Here is a 19,587-nt window from a genome sequence, read left to right as displayed (position 1 = left end):
TGCGAGGGACGGCCAGGGCGCAGAAGCCTTACGTTATCCTCGAACCTCATGCGCCTGCTCCTCGACTCCTTCTGGCGCGCGGTGGCCTATTGCATGCTCCCGCGCGTGATCGTGCTGTCGCTCCTGCCACTGGCGCTCATGGTGCTGCTGGCCGCGGGGCTCGGTTACTTCTACTGGGACGCGGCCGTCGTCTGGACGCGCGAAGCCCTCGACGCCTGGCCGTTGCTGTCCAGCTTCTGGGCCTGGATCGGGCGCCTGTTCTCGAGCGATGTGACGGCCGCGCTGGCGCCGCTGGTGGTGGTGTTCGGCGTCACGCCGCTCATCGTGGTGCTGTCGCTGCTGATCGTGGCCGGCTTCATGGCGCCGGCGCTCACCAAGCTCGTGGCCGAACGGCGCTTTCCGACGCTTGAGCAGAAGAAGGGCGCCTCCTTCTTCGGCAGCGTGATGCGCTCGCTCGCCGCCACCGTGCTGGCGCTGATCGCCTTGGTGGTGTCGATGCCGCTGTGGCTCATTCCGCCGCTGGTGCTGATCCTGCCGCCGCTGATCTGGGGCTGGCTGACCTACCGGGTGATGAGTTTCGACGCGCTGGCCGAGCACGCCAGCCCTGAAGAACGCGCCGCGCTGCTGCGCGCCCACCGGCTGCCGCTGCTGTGCATCGGCGTGCTGTGCGGCTACCTGGGCGCCGCGCCGAGCATCGTCTGGGCCTCGGGCCTGCTGTTCGCCGCCGCCTTCTTCGTGCTGGTGCCGATCGCCATCTGGATCTACACGCTGGTCTTCGCTTTCTCGGCGCTCTGGTTCGCCCACTACTGCCTGGACGCCCTGGCCCAGATGCGCGCCCAGCGCGCAGCGCTGCAGCCCGAAACCGGCAGCGGCGACGCGCTGGCCCTCGAGGCGGCCGAAGCCACCGAGGCCAACAAGGCCGCTCTTTCTCAATGGGGTTCACCATGACACGCGCATTCGGTCTCATCGTCGTCGGCGACGAGATTCTTTCCGGCAAGCGGGCCGACAAGCACATGGCCAAGGTCATCGAACTGCTGGCCGCGCGCGGCCTGCAGCTGGGCTGGGCCGAGTACGTGGGCGACGAGCCCACGCGGATCACCGCGGCCCTGATGCGCGCCTTTGCCTCCGGCGACATCGTGTTCTCGACCGGCGGCATCGGCGCCACGCCCGACGACCACACCCGCCAGTGCGCCGCCCAGGCCCTGCGCGTGCCGCTGGCACTGCATCCCGAGGCCGAAGTGCTGATCCGCGAGCGCATGCAGGACACCGCCCAGGAGCAGGGCGTGCCCTACGAGCCCGACCGGCCCGACAACATCCACCGCCTGAACATGGGCGTGTTTCCGCAGGGCGCGTCGATCATCCGCAACCCGTACAACAAGATTCCCGGTTTCAGCGTCGAGCACGTGCATTTCGTGCCGGGCTTTCCGGTCATGGCCTGGCCGATGATCGAGTCGGTGCTCGACAGCCGTTATGCCGATCTGTTCACCCGCAACGCCATCGCCGAGAAGTCCGTGATCGTTTTCGGTGCGATGGAAGCCACCCTCACGCCGCTGATGCAGGCCATCGAAGAGGCCCACGCCGGCATCAAGGTGTTCAGCCTCCCCAGCGTGGATCACCCCCAGTACGGGCGCCACATCGAGCTGGGCGTCAAGGGCGACCCCGCGCGGCTCGATGCTGCCTATGGCCAGCTGATCGAAGGCTTGCACAGCTTTGATGCGAAGCTTGGCCCCGAATTGGTGCGTTAATTCGTATCGCACCAGTTTGGTGATTAATTCCTTTTCCGGCAGCCCCTGGGCCGTCACCCGGGCCTCATCCGGCGGGGTGACAATGGCACAGAAACTGCATCCTTCCGTTCCCGTATTCCTAACCACCATCCAACTCAGGAGAAACTGATGGCAAAGACCGTCGCCGATGTACTCAAGCTCGTCAAGGAAAACGAGGTCAAGTTCGTCGACTTGCGCTTCACCGACACCCGCGGCAAGGAACAGCACGTCACCGTGCCTGTGTCGCATTTCGATGAAGACAAATTCACCTCGGGCCACGCGTTCGACGGTTCGTCCATCGCCGGTTGGAAGGGCATCGAAGCCTCGGACATGCAGCTCATGCCCGACCCGAACACCGCCAACATCGACCCGTTCTTCGAAGAAACGACGCTGATCCTGACCTGCGACGTGATCGATCCGGCCGACGGCAAGGCCTACGAGCGCGACCCGCGCTCGCTCGCCAAGCGCGCCGAGGCGTACATGAAGGCTTCCGGCCTGGGCGACACCGCCTTCTTCGGTCCGGAACCCGAATTCTTCGTGTTCGACGGCGTGCGCTGGAAGAACGACATGTCGGGCTGCTTCGTGAAGATCGATTCCGAAGAAGCTTCGTGGAACACCGACAAGGAATACGAGCACGGCAACAGCGGCCACCGTCCCGCAGTCAAGGGCGGCTACTTCCCCGTGCCCCCGGTCGACAGCCTGCACGACATGCGCTCGGAAATGTGCCTGGTGCTCGAATCGCTGGGCATCCCGGTCGAAGTGCATCACCACGAAGTGGCCAACGCCGGCCAGCTCGAAATCGGCACCAAGTTCAGCACGCTGGTCCAGCGCGCCGACTGGGTCCAGCTGCAGAAGTACGTGATCCACAACGTGGCCCACGCCTACGGCAAGACCGCCACCTTCATGCCCAAGCCCATCGTCGGCGACAACGGCTCCGGCATGCACGTGCACCAGTCGGTCTGGAAGGACGGCAAGAACCTGTTCGCCGGCGACGGCTACGCAGGCCTGTCGGACTTCGCGCTGCACTACATCGGCGGCATCATCAAGCACGCCCGTGCCCTGAACGCCATCACGAACCCCGGCACCAACAGCTACAAGCGCCTGGTGCCCGGCTTCGAAGCCCCGGTGAAGCTGGCCTACTCGGCCAAGAACCGCTCGGCCTCGATCCGCATCCCGTTCGTGGCCAACCCGAAGGGCCGCCGCGTCGAAGCGCGCTTCCCCGATCCGCTGATGAACCCGTACCTGGGCTTCGCTGCACTGCTGATGGCCGGCCTGGACGGCGTGGAAAACAAGATCCATCCGGGCGAAGCCGCCAGCAAGGACCTGTACCACCTGCCGCCGGAAGAAGACGCGCTGATCCCGACCGTCTGCCACAGCCTGGACCAGGCTCTGGAAAACCTGGACAAGGACCGTGCGTTCCTGACCAAGGGCGGCGTGTTCACCGACTCGTACATCGACGCGTACATCGACCTCAAGATGCAGGAAGTCACGCGCTTCCGCATGGCGACCCATCCGGTCGAATTCGACATGTACTACTCGCTGTAAAAAGCGCAATACCCAGCCCGTCTCGGCGGGCAGGTAAGACAAAAGGACGGCCCCGGCCGTCCTTTTTCCTTGGTGCGGAACATCCCATCGTGAGGGCGCCCGAATTGCATCAAAATGCGCGTTTGTCGCGCCCTCTCCGGAATCAAATGAAGACTGTCTCCCTGATTTTCCTGGCCGCCGCCTCGTTCGCCACCGCCCCGGCGGCGCTCGCGCAAGAGCGCGTCTGGCGTTGCGGCAACGAGTACACCAACAACGCCACCGTGGCCCAGCAAAAGGGCTGCAAGGTCATGGAAGGCGGCAACGTCACCGTCGTGCAGGGCACGAAGCCTTCGGGCGGTGGCAGTGCGTCGTCGTCGGGCTCGGGCGGTTCTTCAGCCGCGCGCGCCCCGGCAGGCAGCCCGCGTGTCGAAGGCGTCGATCAGCGCGCCCGCGACGGCGAGGCGCGCTCGGTGCTCGAAACCGAGCTGCGCAAGGCCGAAGCCCGCCAGACCGAGCTCAAGAAGGAATACAACAACGGCGAGCCCGAGAAGCAGGGCAGTGAAGGCCGCAACTACCAGAAGTACCTCGACCGCGTGGCTGAAATGAAGGCCGAACTCGCGCGCAACGAGAGCGACATCGCCGGCATCCGCCGCGAAATCGGCCGCCTGCCCGGCAAGCCGCAAGCGCAGTAAGCGGCGTCACCATGGTGTTCGGGAAGAAGGCGACTGGCGCCACTCCGCGCTTTCGCGCCTTCGACCTCTTGTCCACGCTGATCGCGGTGGTCAACAGCGACGGCTCGGTGCTGTTTGCCAACGCAGGCCTCGAGGATGCACTGGGCACCTCGCGGCGCACGCTCGAGGGCTCGCAGTTCGGTGCCTGTTTCCATGAGCCGCAGGTGCTGCGCACGGCGCTCGACGGTGCCAGCAGCAACGACTTCGCCACGCTGCGCTACGAGGCCTTTCTGCGGCGTGTGAACCACGAGCTGATGCCCGTGCAGGTCACGCTGGCGCACGGCGACAAGAAGGGCGAGCTCATCATCGAGATGTCGCCGCTGGAGCAGCAGGTGCGCCAGGACCGCGAAGAGCGCCTCATCGATCAGGCGCAGGCCAACAAGGAACTCATCCGCAACCTCGCGCACGAGATCAAGAACCCGCTGGGCGGCATCCGCGGCGCGGCGCAGTTGCTGCAGATGGAGGTCGAGTCGCGCGACCTCATCGAATACACCCAGGTCATCATCCATGAGGCCGACCGGCTGCAGACGCTGGTCGACCGGCTGCTGGCGCCGCACCGTCGCCCGCACGTGGTGGGCGACGTGAACATCCACGAGGTGTGCGAGCGCGTGCGCTCGGTCATCCTGGCGGAGTTCTCACGCGACCTGCACATCGAGCGCGATTTCGACGTCTCCATTCCCGAGTTCCGCGGCGACCGCGAGCAGCTCATCCAGGCCACGCTCAACATCGCGCACAACGCGGCGCAGGCCCTGGCCGAGCGCCGCGCGGCGGGCGATGCGCAGATCACTTTCAAGACGCGCGTTGCCCGACAAGTGATCTTCAACAAGCAGTGGTATCGATTGGCACTGGAATTGCATGTCATCGACAATGGACCGGGTGTGCCGGACACGATCAAGGACCGCATCTTCTATCCGCTCGTTTCGGGCAGGGAAGGCGGAACCGGGCTGGGGTTGACGCTTGCACAGACTTTTGTGCAGCAGCATCACGGCGTGATCGAGTGCGACAGCGTCCCGGGCCGAACCGATTTCAAGATATTGATTCCGCTGCCCTAGCGCAGCCCCGGCAACAGAGGAGATGCATGAAGCCGATCTGGATAGTTGATGACGACCAATCGATACGCTTCGTGCTCGAGAAGGCACTGCTGCGCGAAGACATGCCCACGCGCAGCTTCACGAACACACGCGAAGTGCTGGCCGCACTCGAACAGGCCGAGGGCGACGAGCAGCAGGGCCCGCAAGTCCTGGTGAGCGACATCCGCATGCCGGGCGGCTCGGGGCTCGACCTGCTCGACAAGATCAAGGCCAAGCACCCCGGCCTGCCGGTCATCATCATGACCGCCTTCTCCGACCTCGACAGCGCGGTCTCGGCCTTCCAGGGCGGCGCCTTCGAGTACCTGCCCAAGCCCTTCGACCTGCCGCGCGCCGTGGAACTCATCCGCCGCGCCGTCGACGAAAGCCAGCGCGAGGAAGTGTCCGAAGAGCGCATGGTCGCCGCCCCCGAGATGCTCGGCCAGGCGCCCGCGATGCAGGACGTGTTCCGCGCCATCGGCCGGCTCTCGCAGAGCAACGTCACGGTGCTCATCACCGGCGAATCGGGCTCGGGCAAAGAACTCGTGGCGCGTGCGCTGCACAAGCACTCGCCACGCGCCAACGGTCCCTTCGTGGCGATCAACACCGCCGCCATTCCCAAAGACCTGCTCGAGAGCGAACTCTTCGGCCACGAGCGCGGCGCCTTCACCGGCGCGCAGACCATGCGCCGCGGCCGCTTCGAGCAGGCCGAGGGCGGCACGCTGTTCCTCGACGAAATCGGCGACATGCCCTTCGACCTGCAGACACGCCTGCTGCGCGTGCTCAGCGACGGCCATTTCTACCGCGTGGGCGGCCACAACTCGGTCAAGGCCAACGTGCGCGTCATCGCCGCCACCCACCAGGACCTCGAGCAGCGCGTGAAGCTCGGCGGTTTCCGCGAAGACCTGTTTCACCGCCTCAACGTGATCCGCCTGCGCCTGCCCGCGCTGCGCGAACGCGGTGAAGACGTGCCCGCGCTCACAAGGCACTTCCTGCAGCAGAGCGCGCGCCAGCTGGGCGTCGAGCCCAAGCGCATCTCCGACGCCGCGCTCGCCAAGCTCGCGACCTTCGGCTTCCCGGGCAACGTGCGCCAGCTGGAGAACATCTGCCACTGGCTGACCGTGATGGCGCCCGCGCAGCTGATCGAGTCGAAGGACCTGCCGCCCGAAGTGATGGCGGTCAGTGGGGCGGACGTGCATGCGGCCGTGGCCGAGGTTGCGGCGCCCGTGCAGGCTGTTGCGGCGGCGCCGTTGGCTGTTGTCGAGCGCGACGCGTCAGTGCCGGCTGTGGCCGTCCCCGAGGTGGTGCCAGGCGCACCCGCCGGCCCCAGCGCCTGGGAAAGCGGCCTCGAAGCCGAAGCTCAGGCCCTGCTCGCCGCAGGCCGCACCGACGTGTGGGACGTGCTCACGCGCCGCTTCGAATCGCGGCTGATCCTCACCGCGCTGGCCAACACGCGCGGCCGGCGCATCGAGGCGGCCCAGAAGCTGGGCATCGGGCGCAACACCATCACCCGGAAAATCCAGGAACTCGGTATCGAATGAAAAGGCCCTCTACGGGCCTTTTTTACGACCTGCCAACGCGCACTTGAACCCTTCCAGGGATACCGCGGAACCGGCTTTGCCGGGCCGCTGGTATCGCCCCCTGCAAGGGGGTTGGCGTAGCGACACGAAGTGCGCGCAGCCTGGGGGTGTGCCAAGTTACCGGCTGCGTTGGCCCAAGGTGAGCGAATCGAGCTGGAAATTGCCGCTCTTGTCCCAGAGCCAGGTGTCGACGTAGGTGTGGCCGCCCAGCTTGCCGGGGCTGGGCAAGGGCGAGGTCGCCCTGATCAGGTCCGCGATCATCGGTGGCACCTCGGGCGCGTGGCTGGGCACGCGGCTGAAGGTCACGTTGGTGATCTTGCCGTTTGCATCGATCTCCGTTTCGACCACGACCACGGCATACACCAGCGGCGGAATCTTGCCCTTGTAGATGCGGCTGGCGTAGGCCTTGTAGATGTGGCGCGCGCCGGTCTTGCGGTAGGTGCGGATCGCGGGCGTCTGCGCGGTGATGAGCCGCACGGTCGGCACGTCGCGGCTGCCTTCTGTGGCGGTTGCGCCGCCCGGTGATGTGCTGGCCGGGCTTCCCGACCCGCCGCCCGGCTTGAGGACCGAGCAGGCGGCCAGCGCGAGCGCCGCGGCGGCGATCGCGGCGGAACGGGCCAGGCGCGCGGCGATCGGCGTCGTCATGGCCGTCAGGCGCCCGGGCCGAGTTCGAGCACCACCGGCGCGTGGTCGCTCGGCTTTTCCCATTTGCGCGGCACGCGGTCGATGACGCAGCCCTTCACGCGCGGCAGCAACGGCTCGCTCACGAGGATGTGGTCGATGCGCAGGCCGCGGTTCTTCTGGTAGCCCAGCATGCGGTAGTCCCACCACGAATAGCTTTTTTCGGGCTGCTCGAACATGCGGAAGCTGTCGGTCAGGCCCAGGCCGAGCAGCGCCTTGAAGTGGTTGCGCTCCTCGGTCGTGTGGTGGATCGTTTCCTTCAGGCCCACCGGATCGAAGCTGTCGCGGTCTTCGGGCGTGACGTTGAAGTCGCCCAGCAGCACGAGGTTGGGGTGCGCCGCGAGTTCACGCGCAAGATAGTTGTGCAGCGCGTCGAGCCACAACATCTTGTAGGCGAACTTCTCGCTGCCGGGCGCCTGGCCGTTCACGAAGTAGCAGTTCACCACGCGCAGCGGGCCCGAGGGCGTGTCGATGGTGGCGGCGATCACGCGCGACTGCTCGTCGGCGAAGTTCTCGATGTTCTTCACCACGTCGCGCACCGGCGCGAGGCTGAGGATGGCGACGCCGTTGTAGGTCTTCTGTCCGAACACCGCTGCTTCGTAGCCGGCCGACTTCAGCACCTCGAGCGGAAACTTGTCGTCGGTCATCTTGAGCTCTTGCAGGCACAGCACATCGACCGGGTTGGCGATGAGCCAGTCGAGCACATGCTGCAGGCGCGCGGTGAGGGAGTTGACGTTCCAGGTGGCTATTTTCATGAGGGCTCTGCGTATTCAGTGATCGGGTGTCGGCCGTGCGTTCGCAGCCGGTCGGTGAGGTCTTCGTGCAGGCGAAAGCAGTGGCGCCCCCAGACCCGGAAGGAATGTCGGCAGCGAGACCGCGACAGTGATTTCCATCGCGGTATTTTGCCTCGACGGATCGGGGTGCCGTGTAAGCGGAAGCATGGGTGCGCAAGCGCAAGAGACCGCCGGCGTCAGGGCTGGATGTGCCAGCCCAGTTCACCCTGCAGGAACTGGTCCGCCTCGGGCGGCAGATCTTCTGCGTTGAAGAAGTTCGCCACCGGCCGGTCGACGACGATGCGGCCCGCATGCAGATACGCGACGCGCGTGGCCAGGCGCTTGGCCTGGCCGAGGTTGTGGGTGCTCATCACGAGGGTCACGCCGCTGCGGGCGACCTCTTCGATGAGGGCCTCGATCTCGTTCTTGGCGCCGGGGTCCAGGCTGGCCGTCGGTTCGTCCAGGAACAGGATGTCCGGCTGCAGCGCCCAGGCGCGTGCCAGACCCAGGCGCTGCTGCTGTCCGCCCGACAGCGAACGCGCCGAGCGCTGCGCATGGTCCAGCAGTCCTACGCGTGCCAGCGCCAGTCCGCAACGCTCGTTGCGCTCGGCGGCCGGCACGCCGGACAGCCACAGGCCGATCCAGACATTGCGCCACACCGAGAGGCTCAACAGGAAGGGGCGCTGGAACAGCATGGCCGCCCGTGGAAGTCGGCCCTGGGGTTGCAGCGGCAGGCGCTCGCAGCGGCCTTCGCAGGGCAGCAGGCCATGCAGCAGCCGCAGCAGCGTGGTCTTGCCCGAGCCGTTGGCACCGACGAGCACGAGCCGGTCGCCCCGGTGCAGCGTCAGCGATGCCTCGTTGAGCGCGATCACCTGGCCGAAGCGCACCGTGACCCGCTCGGCCCGGATCAGCGGTGTCGCCTCGGTGGCAACGTGCGTGCGCGGAGCGGGCGTCCGGTGCACTGCATGCGGCTTCACTTGCGCCGCGGCGTTCGGCTGCCGCGTGGCCAGCCACTGCAGCAGTCCGATGGCGCCGTTGACCGCACCGACCACCGCCAGCAGCACGATGCCCAGCGCCAGGGCCAGTGCAAGGTCGCCCTTGCTGGTCTCCAGCGCGATGGTGGTGGTCATCACACGCGTGACGCCGGCGATGTTGCCGCCCACGATCATCACGGCGCCGACCTCGGCGATGGCGCGCGCAAACGCCGTGAGCAGCACGGTGGCCACGCCCATCCGGTCGTGCACCAGCATCAACAGCGACGTGGCGAGCGGCCCGGCGCCCAGCGAGCGCAGCTGGTCGCCGCCATCGGCCAGCGCCGCCATCACGAGCCGGCGCGACAGCGCGGCGATCAGCGGCGTGACGAGCACGGCCTGCGCCACCACCATCGCCGACGGCGTGAACAGGATGCCCAGCTGGCCCAGCGGCCCCGAGCGCGAGAGCAGCAGGTACACCAGCAGGCCCACCACCACCGCGGGCAGCGCGAGCAGCGTGTTCACCAGCCACACGGCCAGCGCGTGCCCCGGGAACCGCGCCACCGCGAGCCAGGCGCCCAGCAGCAGGCCGAACAGCGCACCGATCAGGCAGGCCGTCGCGCTCACTTGCAGCGAGAGCGCCGTGATGCGCACGAGTTCGGGGTCGGCGGCGGCGATGAGTCGCCAGGCCAGCGCCCAGCCTTCGGTCATGGTGTTCATCGACGACCGGCTTTCATCGCCACCGCGAGGCCCTGCCTGTCGCGCGGCCCGTCATCGACCGGAGCGCCGCTCACTGGCCCGCGTTCGGGAAGAAGAGCTGCTCGCCGCCGATCTTGTACGAGGCAATGGCGGCTTGCCCGTCGCGCGACACCACCCAGTCGGCGAAGCCTTGCGCCAGGTCTTTCTTCACGTGCGGGTGCTTGGCCGGGTTCACGACGATCACGCCGTACTGGTTGAACAGCTGCTTGTCGCCCTCGACCACGATGCCCAGGTCGGCGCGGTTCTTGAAGTTGAGCCAGGTGCCGCGGTCGGACAGCACATAGGCATTGGTCGACGCCGCGATGTTGAGCGCCTGGCCCATGCCGCAGCCGCATTCCTTGTAGCCGGCAGGCTTGGCGGTTGCAAGGTCGATGCCGGCGAGTTTCCACTGGCGCAGCTCGGCCGAGTGGGTGCCGCTCTTGTCGCCGCGCGAGACGAAGGCCGTGCCTGTGGTGCCCAGGCGCTTGAGCGCCACCGCGATGTCCTTGCCGCGCACGCCGGCCGGGTCGGACTTTGGTCCGATCAGCACGAAGTCGTTGTACATGACCGCCTGGCGCGCGAGGCCGAAGCCTTCGGCGACGAACTTCTCTTCGGCGGGCTGGTCGTGCACGAACAGCGCGTCGGCATCGCCGCGTCGCGCCATGTCCAGCGCCTGTCCGGTGCCCACGGCCACCACGCGCACCTCGGTGCCCGTCGCCTTGGTGAACTGCGGCAGCAGGTGCTTGAACAGGCCCGACTGTTCCGTCGAGGTGGTCGACGCCAGCACGATGAACTTGTCCTGTGCCTGCGCGATCGGCGCGAGCAACGTGCCGGCGAGCGCGCCGGCGAGGGCGAGGAGGGTGAAGCGTCTGCGCAAAGCCATCGTCGAGGTCCTTGTGAGTGGAAGAAGCAGTTCTGTGATCAGGCGGCGGGTTCGACGACGCGAAAGCCCAACCGGCCCAGCGCCTCGCGCGCCGCCGCCGACTGCAGCAACGCAACGAAGGCCTGCACGGGCGCACGCGCCAGCCGCGCCTTGGGCACGGCGAAGTCGTAGCGCTCTTCCTGTACCGGAATGAAGCCCAGGCCGTACTGCCGCGCGACGGTGTCGATGGCCAGGCCCCAGTCGGCGCGCGCTTGCGCCACGGCCACCGCCACCGCGTTGTGCGATTTGGTCTGCACGCCGTAGCCGGGCGGCTTCGTGCCGGCGAGCAGGCGATCGATGAGGATGCGCGTGCCGCTGCCGGCGTTGCGGTTGACCATGGTGCAGCCGGGCTGCGTGGTCGCGGCGGCGATGGCCGCAGTGGCGTCCAGGCCCTCGAAGCGTGCGTCACCCGGGCGGTAGATGATGCCCTGCATGCGGCCGTAGCCCGGCACCAGTTCGAGCGCCGGGGTGAGCAGCGGCTGGTTGTAGACGCCGGTCGCCGGGTCCATCAGATGGATGCCCGCCACGTCGCATTCGCCGCGCTTCGCGGCCATCAGCCCGCCTGTGCTGCCCACGTTCATGGCCTTGATGCGCAGGCCCTGGCGCATCAGTTCGCCGGCCAGCCAATCGAGGCCCACGCAATGGCTGCCGATGAAGATCAGGTCGGCGGCGTCCAGCCCCTGGCCCAGCCGCTGCACCTGCACGGGCGCGCCGGCATCGAGGATCTCGGTGTGCTGGCCGATGGTGATGAAGCCGTCCGCGCTGCTGAAGGTGGTGACCGAGCCCGAGCCTTTGCCCATCGGGTAGGCGGCCAGGCCGTCGTCGGTGGGCACGAGGCCCACGAGCAAATATTCGGTGCGCCCGCGCTCGGAGTTCACGCGCAGGGGCAGCGTGGCCGTCACGTGCTCGCGCCGCTCGGGCGGCTGGCCCGCAAAGGCGCGGATCACGGGCGCGAGGAACTCATGGAAGGTGAAGACGGCCGAGGTCGGAAAGCCCGGCAGGATCACGACCGGCTTGCCGCCCGTGACCGCCAGGCACACCGGCTTGCCGGGCTTGAGCGCCACGCCGTGCGCCACGACGCCCGGGTCGCCGAGGGCTGCCACCACGCGGTACGACAGGTCGCCTTCGCCCTTGGAGGTGCCGCCCGAAAAGACCACGGCGTCGCATTCGAGCCCGCGTGCGAGGGCGGCCGACAGCAGGGCCTCGTCGTCCGGAATCACGCCCAGCCGCACGGGCTCGCCGCCCAGTTCCTCGACCGCGGCGCCGATGATGGCGGCGTTGGAGTCGTACACGGCGCCCGTCGGCAGCGGTGCGCCGGGCGCGACGATCTCGTTGCCCGTGGAGAAGATGGCGACGCGCGGCTTGCGGTACACGCCGACCTCGGCCAGCCCCAGCGCCGCGAGCACGCCGATCTCGCGCGAACTCAGCGGCTGGCCGGCGCGCAGCACGGTTTCGCCGCGTGCGATGTCGGTGCCGGCGTAGCTGACGTTCTCGCCCGCCGTGGCGGCGCGGCGAACCTGCACGTCGCCGTGGTCGAGGTCGGTGTGTTCCACCATCACCACCGCGTCGGCGCCGCGCGGCAGCATGCCACCGGTGGCGATCGCGGTCGCGTGGCCGGGCGTCACCTCGCGCTGCGGCACGATGCCGGGCGCGAGCGTCTCGCCCACGAGGGCCAGCGCGCGCACCTGTTCTTCCATCGCGCCCCAGGTGTCGGCGGCCTGCACGGCAAAGCCGTCGACATTGGAGCGGTCGAAGCCGGGCACGTCGATGGCCGCGACCACGTCGTCGGCCAGCACACGGCCCAGCACCGCGTGCAGGGGAAGTGTCTCGCGGCCCAGCGGCGCGAGGGTCAGGTGTTCGCGGAAGCGGCGCTCGGCCTCGTCCCGCGTGACGACATCGAGAAATTGCGATTGGGCTTTCACAGGCACTCGTACAGATGAACAGTGACGTCGGTCCCGGGCCCGAAGCCTTCGCTTTCGGCGGGGGCGATCACGAAGCCGTCGGCCCGCGTGGTCGAGCTCAGCACCGACGCACCCGAGAGCGCGAGCGGTTCCACGCCGTCGCTGCCGATCTTCACGCGCACGTAGTCGACGCGCCCCACTTGCGAGACGATCTTGCGTGCGACGGTGGCGCGCGTGCGCGGGTAGGGCCAGTCGGCGGGCCGTCCGCCGAGCCGGCGGATCGCGCGGCCGGCAAAGAAGTCGTAGGCGCACAGGCACGAAACGGGATTGCCCGGCAGCAGGAACACCAGCGTGTCGCCGATGCGCCCCATGCCGGCCGGGCTGGAGGGCCGCATCGCGATGCCGTGGATGGCCAGCTCGCCGAGTTCGGCCAGCAGGCGCGGCGCATGGTCCTCGGCGCCCACGCTGGAGCCGCCGGAGATGAGCACCACGTCGGCGCCCGGTGCGGCCAGCGCCTGCGCGATGACCTGCGGGTCGTCGCCCAACCGCTGGTGCGACTCGAGCACGCCGCCGTCGCGCGCGACCAGCCCGCGCAAGGTCACGGAGTTGGCGTCGTAGATCTCGAAGGGCCCCTTGGGCGTGCCGGGCGCGCGCACTTCATTGCCCGTGACGAGCAGCCGCACGCGCGGCCCGCGCACCACCTGCAATTGCGCCAGGCCCAGCGACGCCGCCAGCCCCGCATCCTGCGGGCGCAGCCGGCGGCCCGCGGGCAGCGCCGTGCTGTCGCGCGCGATGTCTTCACCGATGTGGCCTACGTGCTGGCCCGGCGCGACGGCGCGCGTGATGGCCAGGCGCCCGTCGTGTTCGCTCGCGTATTCGGCGGGCACCACGGCGTCGAGCCCTTGCGGCACCGGGGCGCCGGTCATGATGCGGACGGCTGCGCCTGCGGGCACGTCGCCGTCGAAAGGCCGGCCTGGCCACGCGTGGCCCACGATCGGAAATTCCAGCGGGTTGTATTCGCCGGCGCCGGTGCTTTCGCCGCCGCGCAGCGCATAGCCGTCCATGGCCGCGCGATCGAACTCGGGCACCGCGATGGGCGCGATCACCTCATCCAGCAGCACGCGTCCCGTGGCCTCGTCGACCGCCACGGATTCACCGGACAGCAGGGGCGTGTGGGCGTCGATCCAGGCGAGGGCGGTGGGCACCTCGGCGCGCTGCGTGAAGCCGCGCATGCGCACATCGGTCGAGGCAGTTCGTTCGGGTGGGGGCATCGGGCCAGTATAGAAGTTGGATGTCGCTGGCGTTGTCGGGCACAACACCCGGTCGCACGCGAAAGCGGCCACACCGGCAAGTGCCGGCGAGCCGTGCTCGGTCTCTTTTTTTCGATTGCGCTCGTGCCTGCGCGGTGCGCCGTCGGCCTGCTACTTGGGTGCGGGATTCGTCTGGGCCGACGTCTGGTTCGAACTCGGCGGCGCCGCGGCCGTGGGGGCCGGGGAGTGGGCGCCCGACGCCTCGATGGGCTTGACCTCGGGCTTGGGCGCCGCGGCGTAGGGGCCGGGGTCCACGCACGGCGGCGTGGCCACCGCGGCCGGTGCCGGCTTGCCCGCGGCTTCGGCGCTGGCGCGGTACTTGGCCGCGACCTGGTCCTGCGACTTGCACAGCAGGTAGCCGTCGGTCTTGGCGGTCCACGCGGTGCGGGCGGCGGTCTCGGCGGCCTTGGCCTGGGCTTCGGGCGAGAGCGGCGGGAGCTTGGCGAATGCGGACGCTGCGGCCAGCGTGCACAGAAGGGTCAATGTGTGCTTCATACGGAGGTTCCTTGCGCCGTCGCCGGCCGTGCGGGCTCCGGGGCGCCGGTGGGTTGCGAGCGCTGCGCGGGGATCTTGCCGGCCTCGATGTCGTCGTACCAGAGGCGGTGGTGCTCGCGCGCCCAGGCCTCGTCGACATAGCCTTCGCGCATCGCCTTGTAGGCGCCGGTCATGCCCAGCGTGCCGATGTAGATGTGGCCCATGATCATGGCCATCATGAGCAGCGTGGCCACGGCATGCACCATGTGCGCGACCTGCATCTCGCCGCGCGTGTAGACGAAGCCGGGCAGCAGCTTGTCGAGGAACAGGCCGGAGGCAATGACGATGCTGCCCAGGAACAGCACGCCGCCCCAGAAAACCGCCTTCTCGCCGGCATTGAAGCGGTGCGACGCGGGCTCCTTGCCCCCGAACAGGCCGCCGCCGTGCCGCAGCCAGGTGAGGTCGTCCTTGCTCGGCCAGTTGCTGCGGATGAAGGTGAAGATCATGAACAGCGTGGTCACCACGAACAGCGGCCCCACGAAGTTGTGCACGGTCTTGAGCACATAGGCCAGCCAGCCGAACAGCGTGCTGCCCAGCACCGGCAAGAGGAAGAACCTGCCGAAGGCCATCACGATGCCCGACACCGCGAGCGTGACGAAGGCCAGCGCGTTCGACCAGTGCGTGGCGCGTTCGAACGGCGTGAAGCGCTCGATCTTGCGGCCCGTTTCCTTGCCATGCAGGCGGATCGGTCCACGCGTGAAATAGAAGATCGCCAGCGCCAGCAGCGTGACGAAGAGCAGCGCCGCGCCGTACGGAATGATCCAGTTGTTGCGCACCTGCCGCCAGGCTTCGCCGGCGTTGGTGAAGCGCGAGCCCGGGTACTGCACGAAGCCCTGGATCAGGTTGCCGGCCTCGGGCGCTTCGCTCACGGGCAGGCTGCTGTAGCCGGTGACGCCGCCGCTCACCTGGCGCCACATCGGCGCGTTGTTGCCCGGCTGCACCTTGTTGCGCTCGCCGTTGGTCTGGTTGAGGTAGTTCGGGTCGGCACTGGCTTCGGGCTTGACCTCGAAGATGTTCTGGCTGCGGATGCCGCCTTCGGCCTTCGGCGCAGGCGTTGTCGCAGCTGCCGGGGCAGACGAAGCGGGCGACGCGGGCGCGGCGGTGACAGCACCGCTCGCGGCCGGGGCCTGGTTGGCCTCCTGGGCCAGCGTCATGGCTGCACTGCCCAGGAGCGCGGTCGCCAGCAGCGCGTGGAACGCCTGCCTGGTGCGAATGGTGACGCTCATGCGGCCTCCGGTTCAGTTCGTTCGGGTGTACTCGTTCTGGCCGTTGGAGCGCGTCTTGATCTGCTGCTCCCACGACGCCTTGTCGCCCACCTTCCAGCCGGGCGCGGTGAAGACCGTGCCGGTGTTGGCCTGCGTGCCGGTGCCGCTCCAGGGCACCGCGTCGTACTTGACGCCCTCGGCGTTCGTCTGCGGCTTCTCGCCGCAGGCTGCGAGCAGCATCGCGCCCGAAGCGAGCGCGCCGAGCATCACGACCGCGCGCTTCACTTGGTGCCTCCGGTGGGCGGCGTGCCGGCCTGTTGCGAGCCGTAGGCCGTGCCCCAGCCCCAGACTTCGGCGCCCGTGCCGCGGTGCACGACGCGAGTGCGGAAGATGTCGGCCACCACGTCGCCGTCGCCGGCCAAGAGCGCCTTGGTCGAGCACATTTCTGCGCAGGCCGGCAGCTTGCCTTCGGCCAGGCGGTTGCGGCCGTACTTTTCGAACTCGGCTTCGGAGCCGTTGGCCTCGGGGCCGCCGGCGCAGAAGGTGCACTTGTCCATCTTGCCGCGTGCGCCGAAGGTGCCTTGCGACGGGAACTGCGGCGCGCCGAAGGGGCAGGCGTACGAGCAGTAGCCGCAGCCGATGCACACGTCCTTGTCGTGCAGCACCACGCCCTCGTCGGTGCGGTAGAAACATTGCACGGGGCACACCGCCATGCAGGGCGCATCGGAGCAGTGCATGCAGGCCACCGAGATCGACTTTTCGCCCGGCAGGCCGTCATTGAGCGTGACCACGCGGCGGCGGTTCACGCCCCAGGGCACCTCGTTCTCGTTCTTGCAGGCCGTGACGCAACCGTTGCATTCGATGCAGCGCTCGGAATCGCAGACGAACTTCATTCTTGCCATGGTGATTCCTTATGCTTTCTCGATGTTGCAGACCGTGGTCTTGGTCTCTTGCATCATGGTGACGCTGTCGTAGCCGTAGGTGGTGCCGGTGTTGATGGCCTCGCCGCGCACGATGGGCGCGGCGCCCTTCGGGTAGTACGCCAGCAGGTCTTCGCCCTGCCAGCGGCCCGAGAAGTGGAAGGGCATGAACACCGTGTCGGGCCCCACGCGCTCGGTCACGAGGGCCTGCACGTTGAGCTTGGCGCCGGTGGGCGTGTGCACCCAGGCGCGCTCGCCGTTGCGGATGTTCTTCTCGGCCGCGACCTTCGGGTTGATCTCGATGAACATCTCCTGCTGCAGCTCGGCCAGCCAGGGGTTGGAGCGCGTTTCCTCGCCGCCGCCTTCGTATTCCACGAGCCGGCCCGAGGTCATGATGTACGGGAATTTCTCGGCGATCTTGTCGGCGATGTTCTTCTGCTGCACGGTCTTGTAGAGCGTGGGCAGGCGCCAGAAGGCCATCTTGTCGTCGTGGGTCGGGTACTTGGCGACGAGGTCGGGGCGCGTGCCGTACAGCGGCTCGCGGTGCTGCGGAATCGCGTCGGGAAAGTTCCACACCACCGCACGCGCCTTGGCATTGCCGAAGGGGTGGCAGCCGTGGTTCTTCATGAACACGCGGATCATGCCGCCCGAGCTGTCGGTCTTCCAATTCTTGCCTTCGGCCTTGGGCTTCTCGGCCTCGGTGAGTTCGTCCCACCAGCCGAGCTTCTTGAGCAGCAGGTGGTCGAGCTCGGGGTAGCCGGTGGTGATGTCGGCGCCCTTCGAGTAGGAACCGTCTTCGGCCAGCAGGTTCTTGCCGTTGCGCTCCACACCGAAGTTCGCGCGGAAGTTGCCGCCGCCGTCCATCACGTGCTTGGACGGGTCGTACAGGTTCGGCGAGCCGGGGTGCTTGAGTTCGGGCGTGCCGTAGCAGGGCCAGGGCAGTCCGAAGTAGTCGCCCGAGATGTCGTAGCCGTTGACCTTGTCCTTCACGGAGCCCTTGGCCTTGAGCGTGCGCACGTCGAAGGCGGCCATGTTGCGCATGTGCGCCTGCAGCCGCTCGGGGCTCTGGCCCGAGTAGCCGACAGCCCAGCACGACTTGTTGATTTCTCGCAGGATGTCTTCGGGCACGGGCTCGTCCATGCCCTTGACCTTCTGCATCTTGTAGTTCTTGCTGAGCTCCTTGCCGAAGCCCAGCCGGTCGGCGAACTGCTGCATGATCATGTGGTCGGTGCGGCTTTCCCACAGCGGCTCGATGACCTTCTCGCGCCATTGGACCGACCGGTTCGATGCCGTGACCGACCCGCTGGTCTCGAACTGCGTGCACGCGGGCAGCAGGTACACCGCGCGATTCGCGTTGGCGTCTTCGGGCCGGCCGGGCATTGCGGCCATGGCGGCCGTGGCCGACGGGTACGGGTCGACCACGACGAGCAGGTCGAGCTTGTCCATGGCCCGCTTCATCTCGAGGCCGCGTGTCTGCGAGTTGGGCGCATGGCCCCAGTAGAAGACGCCGCGCAGGTTCGAGTCCTGGTCGATGAGCTCGTTCTTCTCGAGCACGCCGTCGATCCAGCGCGACACCGTGATGCCGGGCTTGCTCATCATCGCGGGCGATGCGAAGCGGCCCTTGATCCATTCGAAGTCGACGCCCCAGGTGGCGGCGAAGTGCTTCCACGAACCTTCGACCAGGCCGTAGTAGCCCGGCAGCGAATCGGGGTTGGGGCCGACGTCGGTGGCGCCCTGCACGTTGTCGTGGCCGCGGAAGATGTTGGTGCCGCCGCCCGACTTGCCCACGTTGCCCAGCGCCAGCTGCAGGATGCACGACGCCCGCACGATGGCGTTGCCGATGGTGTGCTGCGTCTGGCCCATGCACCACACCACGGTGCCGGGGCGGTGCTCGTGGAGCATCGTGGCGACCTTCAGCACCTGGGCTTCGCTCACGCCGCAGGCCTCTTCGACCTTGTCGGGCGTCCACTTGCTCATGACCTCGGCACGCACTTCTTCCATGCCGTAGACGCGGTCGTTGATGTAGCGCTTGTCTTCCCAGCCGTTCTTGAAGATGTGGTGCAGGATGCCGAACAGGAACGCGATGTCCGAGCCCGAGCGGATGCGCACGTACTCGTGGGCCTTGGCCGCCGTGCGCGTGAAGCGCGGGTCGACCACGATCATCTTGCAGCCGTTTTCCTTGGCATGCAGCATGTGCAGCATGCTCACGGGGTGCGCCTCGGCCGCGTTCGAGCCGATGTACATCGCAATCTTCGAATTGCGCATGTCGTTGTACGAATTGGTCATGGCGCCGTAGCCCCATGTGTTCGCCACGCCCGCGACCGTGGTCGAGTGGCAGATGCGCGCCTGGTGGTCGCAGTTGTTGCTGCCGAAGAAGCTCACGAACTTGCGCAGCAGGTAGGCCTGCTCGTTGCTGTGCTTGCTCGAGCCGATCCAGTAGATCGCGTCAGGCCCGCTGGCCTTGGTGAGTTCCTTGAGCTTGGCGGTGATTTCGTCGAGTGCGGTGTCCCAGCTGATGCGCTCGTACTTGCCGTTGACGAGCTTCATCGGGTAGCGCAGGCGGTATTCGCCGTGGCCGTGTTCACGCAGCGCCGCGCCCTTGGCGCAGTGGGCGCCCAGGTTGATGGGCGAGTCGAACACGGGCTCCTGCCGCACCCACACGCCGTTCTCGACCACGGCGTCCGACGCGCAGCCGACCGAGCAGTGCGAGCACACGGTGCGTTTCACTTCGATCTTGCCGGCGCCGATGGCCGTGGGCCGGCCGTCCGCGGCCTTGGCCTTCTGGATCAGCGTGAGCTGGCTGGCCGCCAGGCCCACACCGACGCCGAGGCCGGAGCGCCGCAGGAAGGCGCGGCGGTCCATCGTCGGCAAGGCGTTCGCGAGGCCGCGCCGCAAGCTGTGAACGAAGGGCGACGCGTCGGAGGCCCGCTGGCTCGCGGTGCCTGGGGATTTTCTGGTCAGAAGCAC

Annotated in this window: 17 protein-coding genes; 6 read left to right on the top strand and 11 right to left on the bottom strand. The window is 67.9% G+C overall.

What is annotated here, in order from left to right; genetic code table 11:
* Positions 1-48: 48 nt before the first annotated feature.
* The 6 genes from GFK26_RS30575 to ntrC all read left to right on the top strand — a co-directional run bounded on the left by GFK26_RS30575 (position 49) and on the right by ntrC (position 6,626).
* Positions 49-948 (top strand): EI24 domain-containing protein, encoded by a 900-nt coding sequence (locus GFK26_RS30575; protein ID WP_153285269.1) that lies wholly within the window; start codon positions 49-51, stop codon positions 946-948.
* The gene (locus tag GFK26_RS30570; RefSeq protein ID WP_194273982.1) at positions 945-1,745 is read left to right on the top strand and encodes a competence/damage-inducible protein A; all 801 of its coding nucleotides are present in this window, start codon (positions 945-947) and stop codon (positions 1,743-1,745) included. Before GFK26_RS30575 ends, GFK26_RS30570 begins: the two co-directional genes overlap by 4 nt.
* 147 nt (positions 1,746-1,892) lie before the next feature.
* Positions 1,893-3,308, top strand: a complete 1,416-nt coding sequence (gene glnA / locus GFK26_RS30565; RefSeq protein ID WP_153285267.1) for a type I glutamate--ammonia ligase — start codon at positions 1,893-1,895, stop codon at positions 3,306-3,308.
* A 146-nt stretch (positions 3,309-3,454) separates the two neighbouring features.
* Complete coding sequence (locus tag GFK26_RS30560) at positions 3,455-3,979, top strand: hypothetical protein (protein WP_153285266.1); 525 nt, start codon at positions 3,455-3,457, stop codon at positions 3,977-3,979.
* A gap of 11 nt (positions 3,980-3,990) precedes the next feature.
* Positions 3,991-5,070: a nitrogen regulation protein NR(II) gene (glnL, locus tag GFK26_RS30555; protein WP_101491999.1), complete on the top strand. Its 1,080-nt coding sequence runs from the start codon at positions 3,991-3,993 to the stop codon at positions 5,068-5,070.
* 26 nt (positions 5,071-5,096) lie between these two features.
* Positions 5,097-6,626, top strand: a complete 1,530-nt coding sequence (gene ntrC, locus GFK26_RS30550) for a nitrogen regulation protein NR(I) (RefSeq protein ID WP_153285265.1) — start codon at positions 5,097-5,099, stop codon at positions 6,624-6,626.
* Between the two features lie 156 nt (positions 6,627-6,782).
* Here the strand turns inward: ntrC and GFK26_RS30545 are convergent, their stop codons facing one another.
* From GFK26_RS30545 to GFK26_RS30495, 11 genes are all read right to left on the bottom strand, one after another.
* Complete coding sequence (locus GFK26_RS30545) at positions 6,783-7,310, bottom strand: hypothetical protein (RefSeq protein WP_153285264.1); 528 nt, start codon at positions 7,308-7,310, stop codon at positions 6,783-6,785.
* 5 nt (positions 7,311-7,315) lie between these two features.
* On the bottom strand, positions 7,316-8,101 hold the full coding sequence (gene xth / locus GFK26_RS30540; RefSeq protein ID WP_153285263.1) for an exodeoxyribonuclease III: 786 nt from the start codon (positions 8,099-8,101) through the stop codon (positions 7,316-7,318).
* 215 nt (positions 8,102-8,316) lie between these two features.
* Positions 8,317-9,810 (bottom strand): ABC transporter permease, encoded by a 1,494-nt coding sequence (locus GFK26_RS34735; RefSeq protein ID WP_153285262.1) that lies wholly within the window; start codon positions 9,808-9,810, stop codon positions 8,317-8,319.
* Positions 9,811-9,880: 70 nt separating this feature from the next.
* Positions 9,881-10,711 carry a substrate-binding domain-containing protein gene (locus GFK26_RS30530; protein ID WP_153285261.1) on the bottom strand — a complete coding sequence of 277 codons (831 nt, stop codon included), beginning with the start codon at positions 10,709-10,711 and terminating at the stop codon, positions 9,881-9,883.
* 38 nt (positions 10,712-10,749) lie between these two features.
* Positions 10,750-12,672 carry a molybdopterin biosynthesis protein gene (locus GFK26_RS30525; RefSeq protein ID WP_153285260.1) on the bottom strand — a complete coding sequence of 641 codons (1,923 nt, stop codon included), beginning with the start codon at positions 12,670-12,672 and terminating at the stop codon, positions 10,750-10,752.
* A complete protein-coding gene (gene glp / locus GFK26_RS30520; protein WP_153285259.1) occupies positions 12,669-13,922 on the bottom strand; it encodes a gephyrin-like molybdotransferase Glp in 1,254 nt (417 codons plus the stop codon). Before glp ends, GFK26_RS30525 begins: the two co-directional genes overlap by 4 nt.
* A 150-nt stretch (positions 13,923-14,072) precedes the next feature.
* Positions 14,073-14,456 (bottom strand): hypothetical protein, encoded by a 384-nt coding sequence (locus GFK26_RS30515; RefSeq protein ID WP_153285258.1) that lies wholly within the window; start codon positions 14,454-14,456, stop codon positions 14,073-14,075.
* Entirely contained in the window at positions 14,453-15,721 is a 1,269-nt protein-coding gene (locus GFK26_RS30510; RefSeq protein WP_153285257.1) for a formate dehydrogenase subunit gamma, read from the bottom strand. Before GFK26_RS30510 ends, GFK26_RS30515 begins: the two co-directional genes overlap by 4 nt.
* Before the next feature lie 12 nt (positions 15,722-15,733).
* Positions 15,734-15,967, bottom strand: a complete 234-nt coding sequence (locus tag GFK26_RS30505) for a hypothetical protein (protein WP_153286157.1) — start codon at positions 15,965-15,967, stop codon at positions 15,734-15,736.
* Between the two features lie 14 nt (positions 15,968-15,981).
* Positions 15,982-16,602 carry a formate dehydrogenase FDH3 subunit beta gene (gene fdh3B / locus GFK26_RS30500; RefSeq protein ID WP_062470938.1) on the bottom strand — a complete coding sequence of 207 codons (621 nt, stop codon included), beginning with the start codon at positions 16,600-16,602 and terminating at the stop codon, positions 15,982-15,984.
* Between the two features lie 9 nt (positions 16,603-16,611).
* Positions 16,612-19,587, bottom strand: coding sequence for a formate dehydrogenase subunit alpha (locus GFK26_RS30495; RefSeq protein ID WP_153285256.1), 2,976 nt, complete (start codon positions 19,585-19,587; stop codon positions 16,612-16,614).

Source organism: Variovorax paradoxus (assembly GCF_009498455.1).
Lineage (GTDB): Bacteria > Pseudomonadota > Gammaproteobacteria > Burkholderiales > Burkholderiaceae_C > Variovorax > Variovorax paradoxus_H.
This window is presented reverse-complemented; position numbering and strand designations above follow the sequence as displayed.

Coding starts and splice junctions, on each gene's coding strand:
- glnA (WP_153285267.1), top strand. CDS start 1,893: ATGGCAAAGACCGTCGCCGATGTACTCAAGCTCGTCAAGGAAAACGAG.
- GFK26_RS30545 (WP_153285264.1), bottom strand. CDS start 7,310: ATGACGACGCCGATCGCCGCGCGCCTGGCCCGTTCCGCCGCGATCGCC.
- xth (WP_153285263.1), bottom strand. CDS start 8,101: ATGAAAATAGCCACCTGGAACGTCAACTCCCTCACCGCGCGCCTGCAG.
- glp (WP_153285259.1), bottom strand. CDS start 13,922: ATGCCCCCACCCGAACGAACTGCCTCGACCGATGTGCGCATGCGCGGC.
- GFK26_RS30560 (WP_153285266.1), top strand. CDS start 3,455: ATGAAGACTGTCTCCCTGATTTTCCTGGCCGCCGCCTCGTTCGCCACC.
- GFK26_RS30575 (WP_153285269.1), top strand. CDS start 49: ATGCGCCTGCTCCTCGACTCCTTCTGGCGCGCGGTGGCCTATTGCATG.
- GFK26_RS34735 (WP_153285262.1), bottom strand. CDS start 9,810: ATGAACACCATGACCGAAGGCTGGGCGCTGGCCTGGCGACTCATCGCC.
- GFK26_RS30530 (WP_153285261.1), bottom strand. CDS start 10,711: ATGGCTTTGCGCAGACGCTTCACCCTCCTCGCCCTCGCCGGCGCGCTC.
- glnL (WP_101491999.1), top strand. CDS start 3,991: ATGGTGTTCGGGAAGAAGGCGACTGGCGCCACTCCGCGCTTTCGCGCC.
- GFK26_RS30510 (WP_153285257.1), bottom strand. CDS start 15,721: ATGAGCGTCACCATTCGCACCAGGCAGGCGTTCCACGCGCTGCTGGCG.
- fdh3B (WP_062470938.1), bottom strand. CDS start 16,602: ATGGCAAGAATGAAGTTCGTCTGCGATTCCGAGCGCTGCATCGAATGC.
- GFK26_RS30570 (WP_194273982.1), top strand. CDS start 945: ATGACACGCGCATTCGGTCTCATCGTCGTCGGCGACGAGATTCTTTCC.
- ntrC (WP_153285265.1), top strand. CDS start 5,097: ATGAAGCCGATCTGGATAGTTGATGACGACCAATCGATACGCTTCGTG.
- GFK26_RS30515 (WP_153285258.1), bottom strand. CDS start 14,456: ATGAAGCACACATTGACCCTTCTGTGCACGCTGGCCGCAGCGTCCGCA.
- GFK26_RS30505 (WP_153286157.1), bottom strand. CDS start 15,967: ATGCTCGGCGCGCTCGCTTCGGGCGCGATGCTGCTCGCAGCCTGCGGC.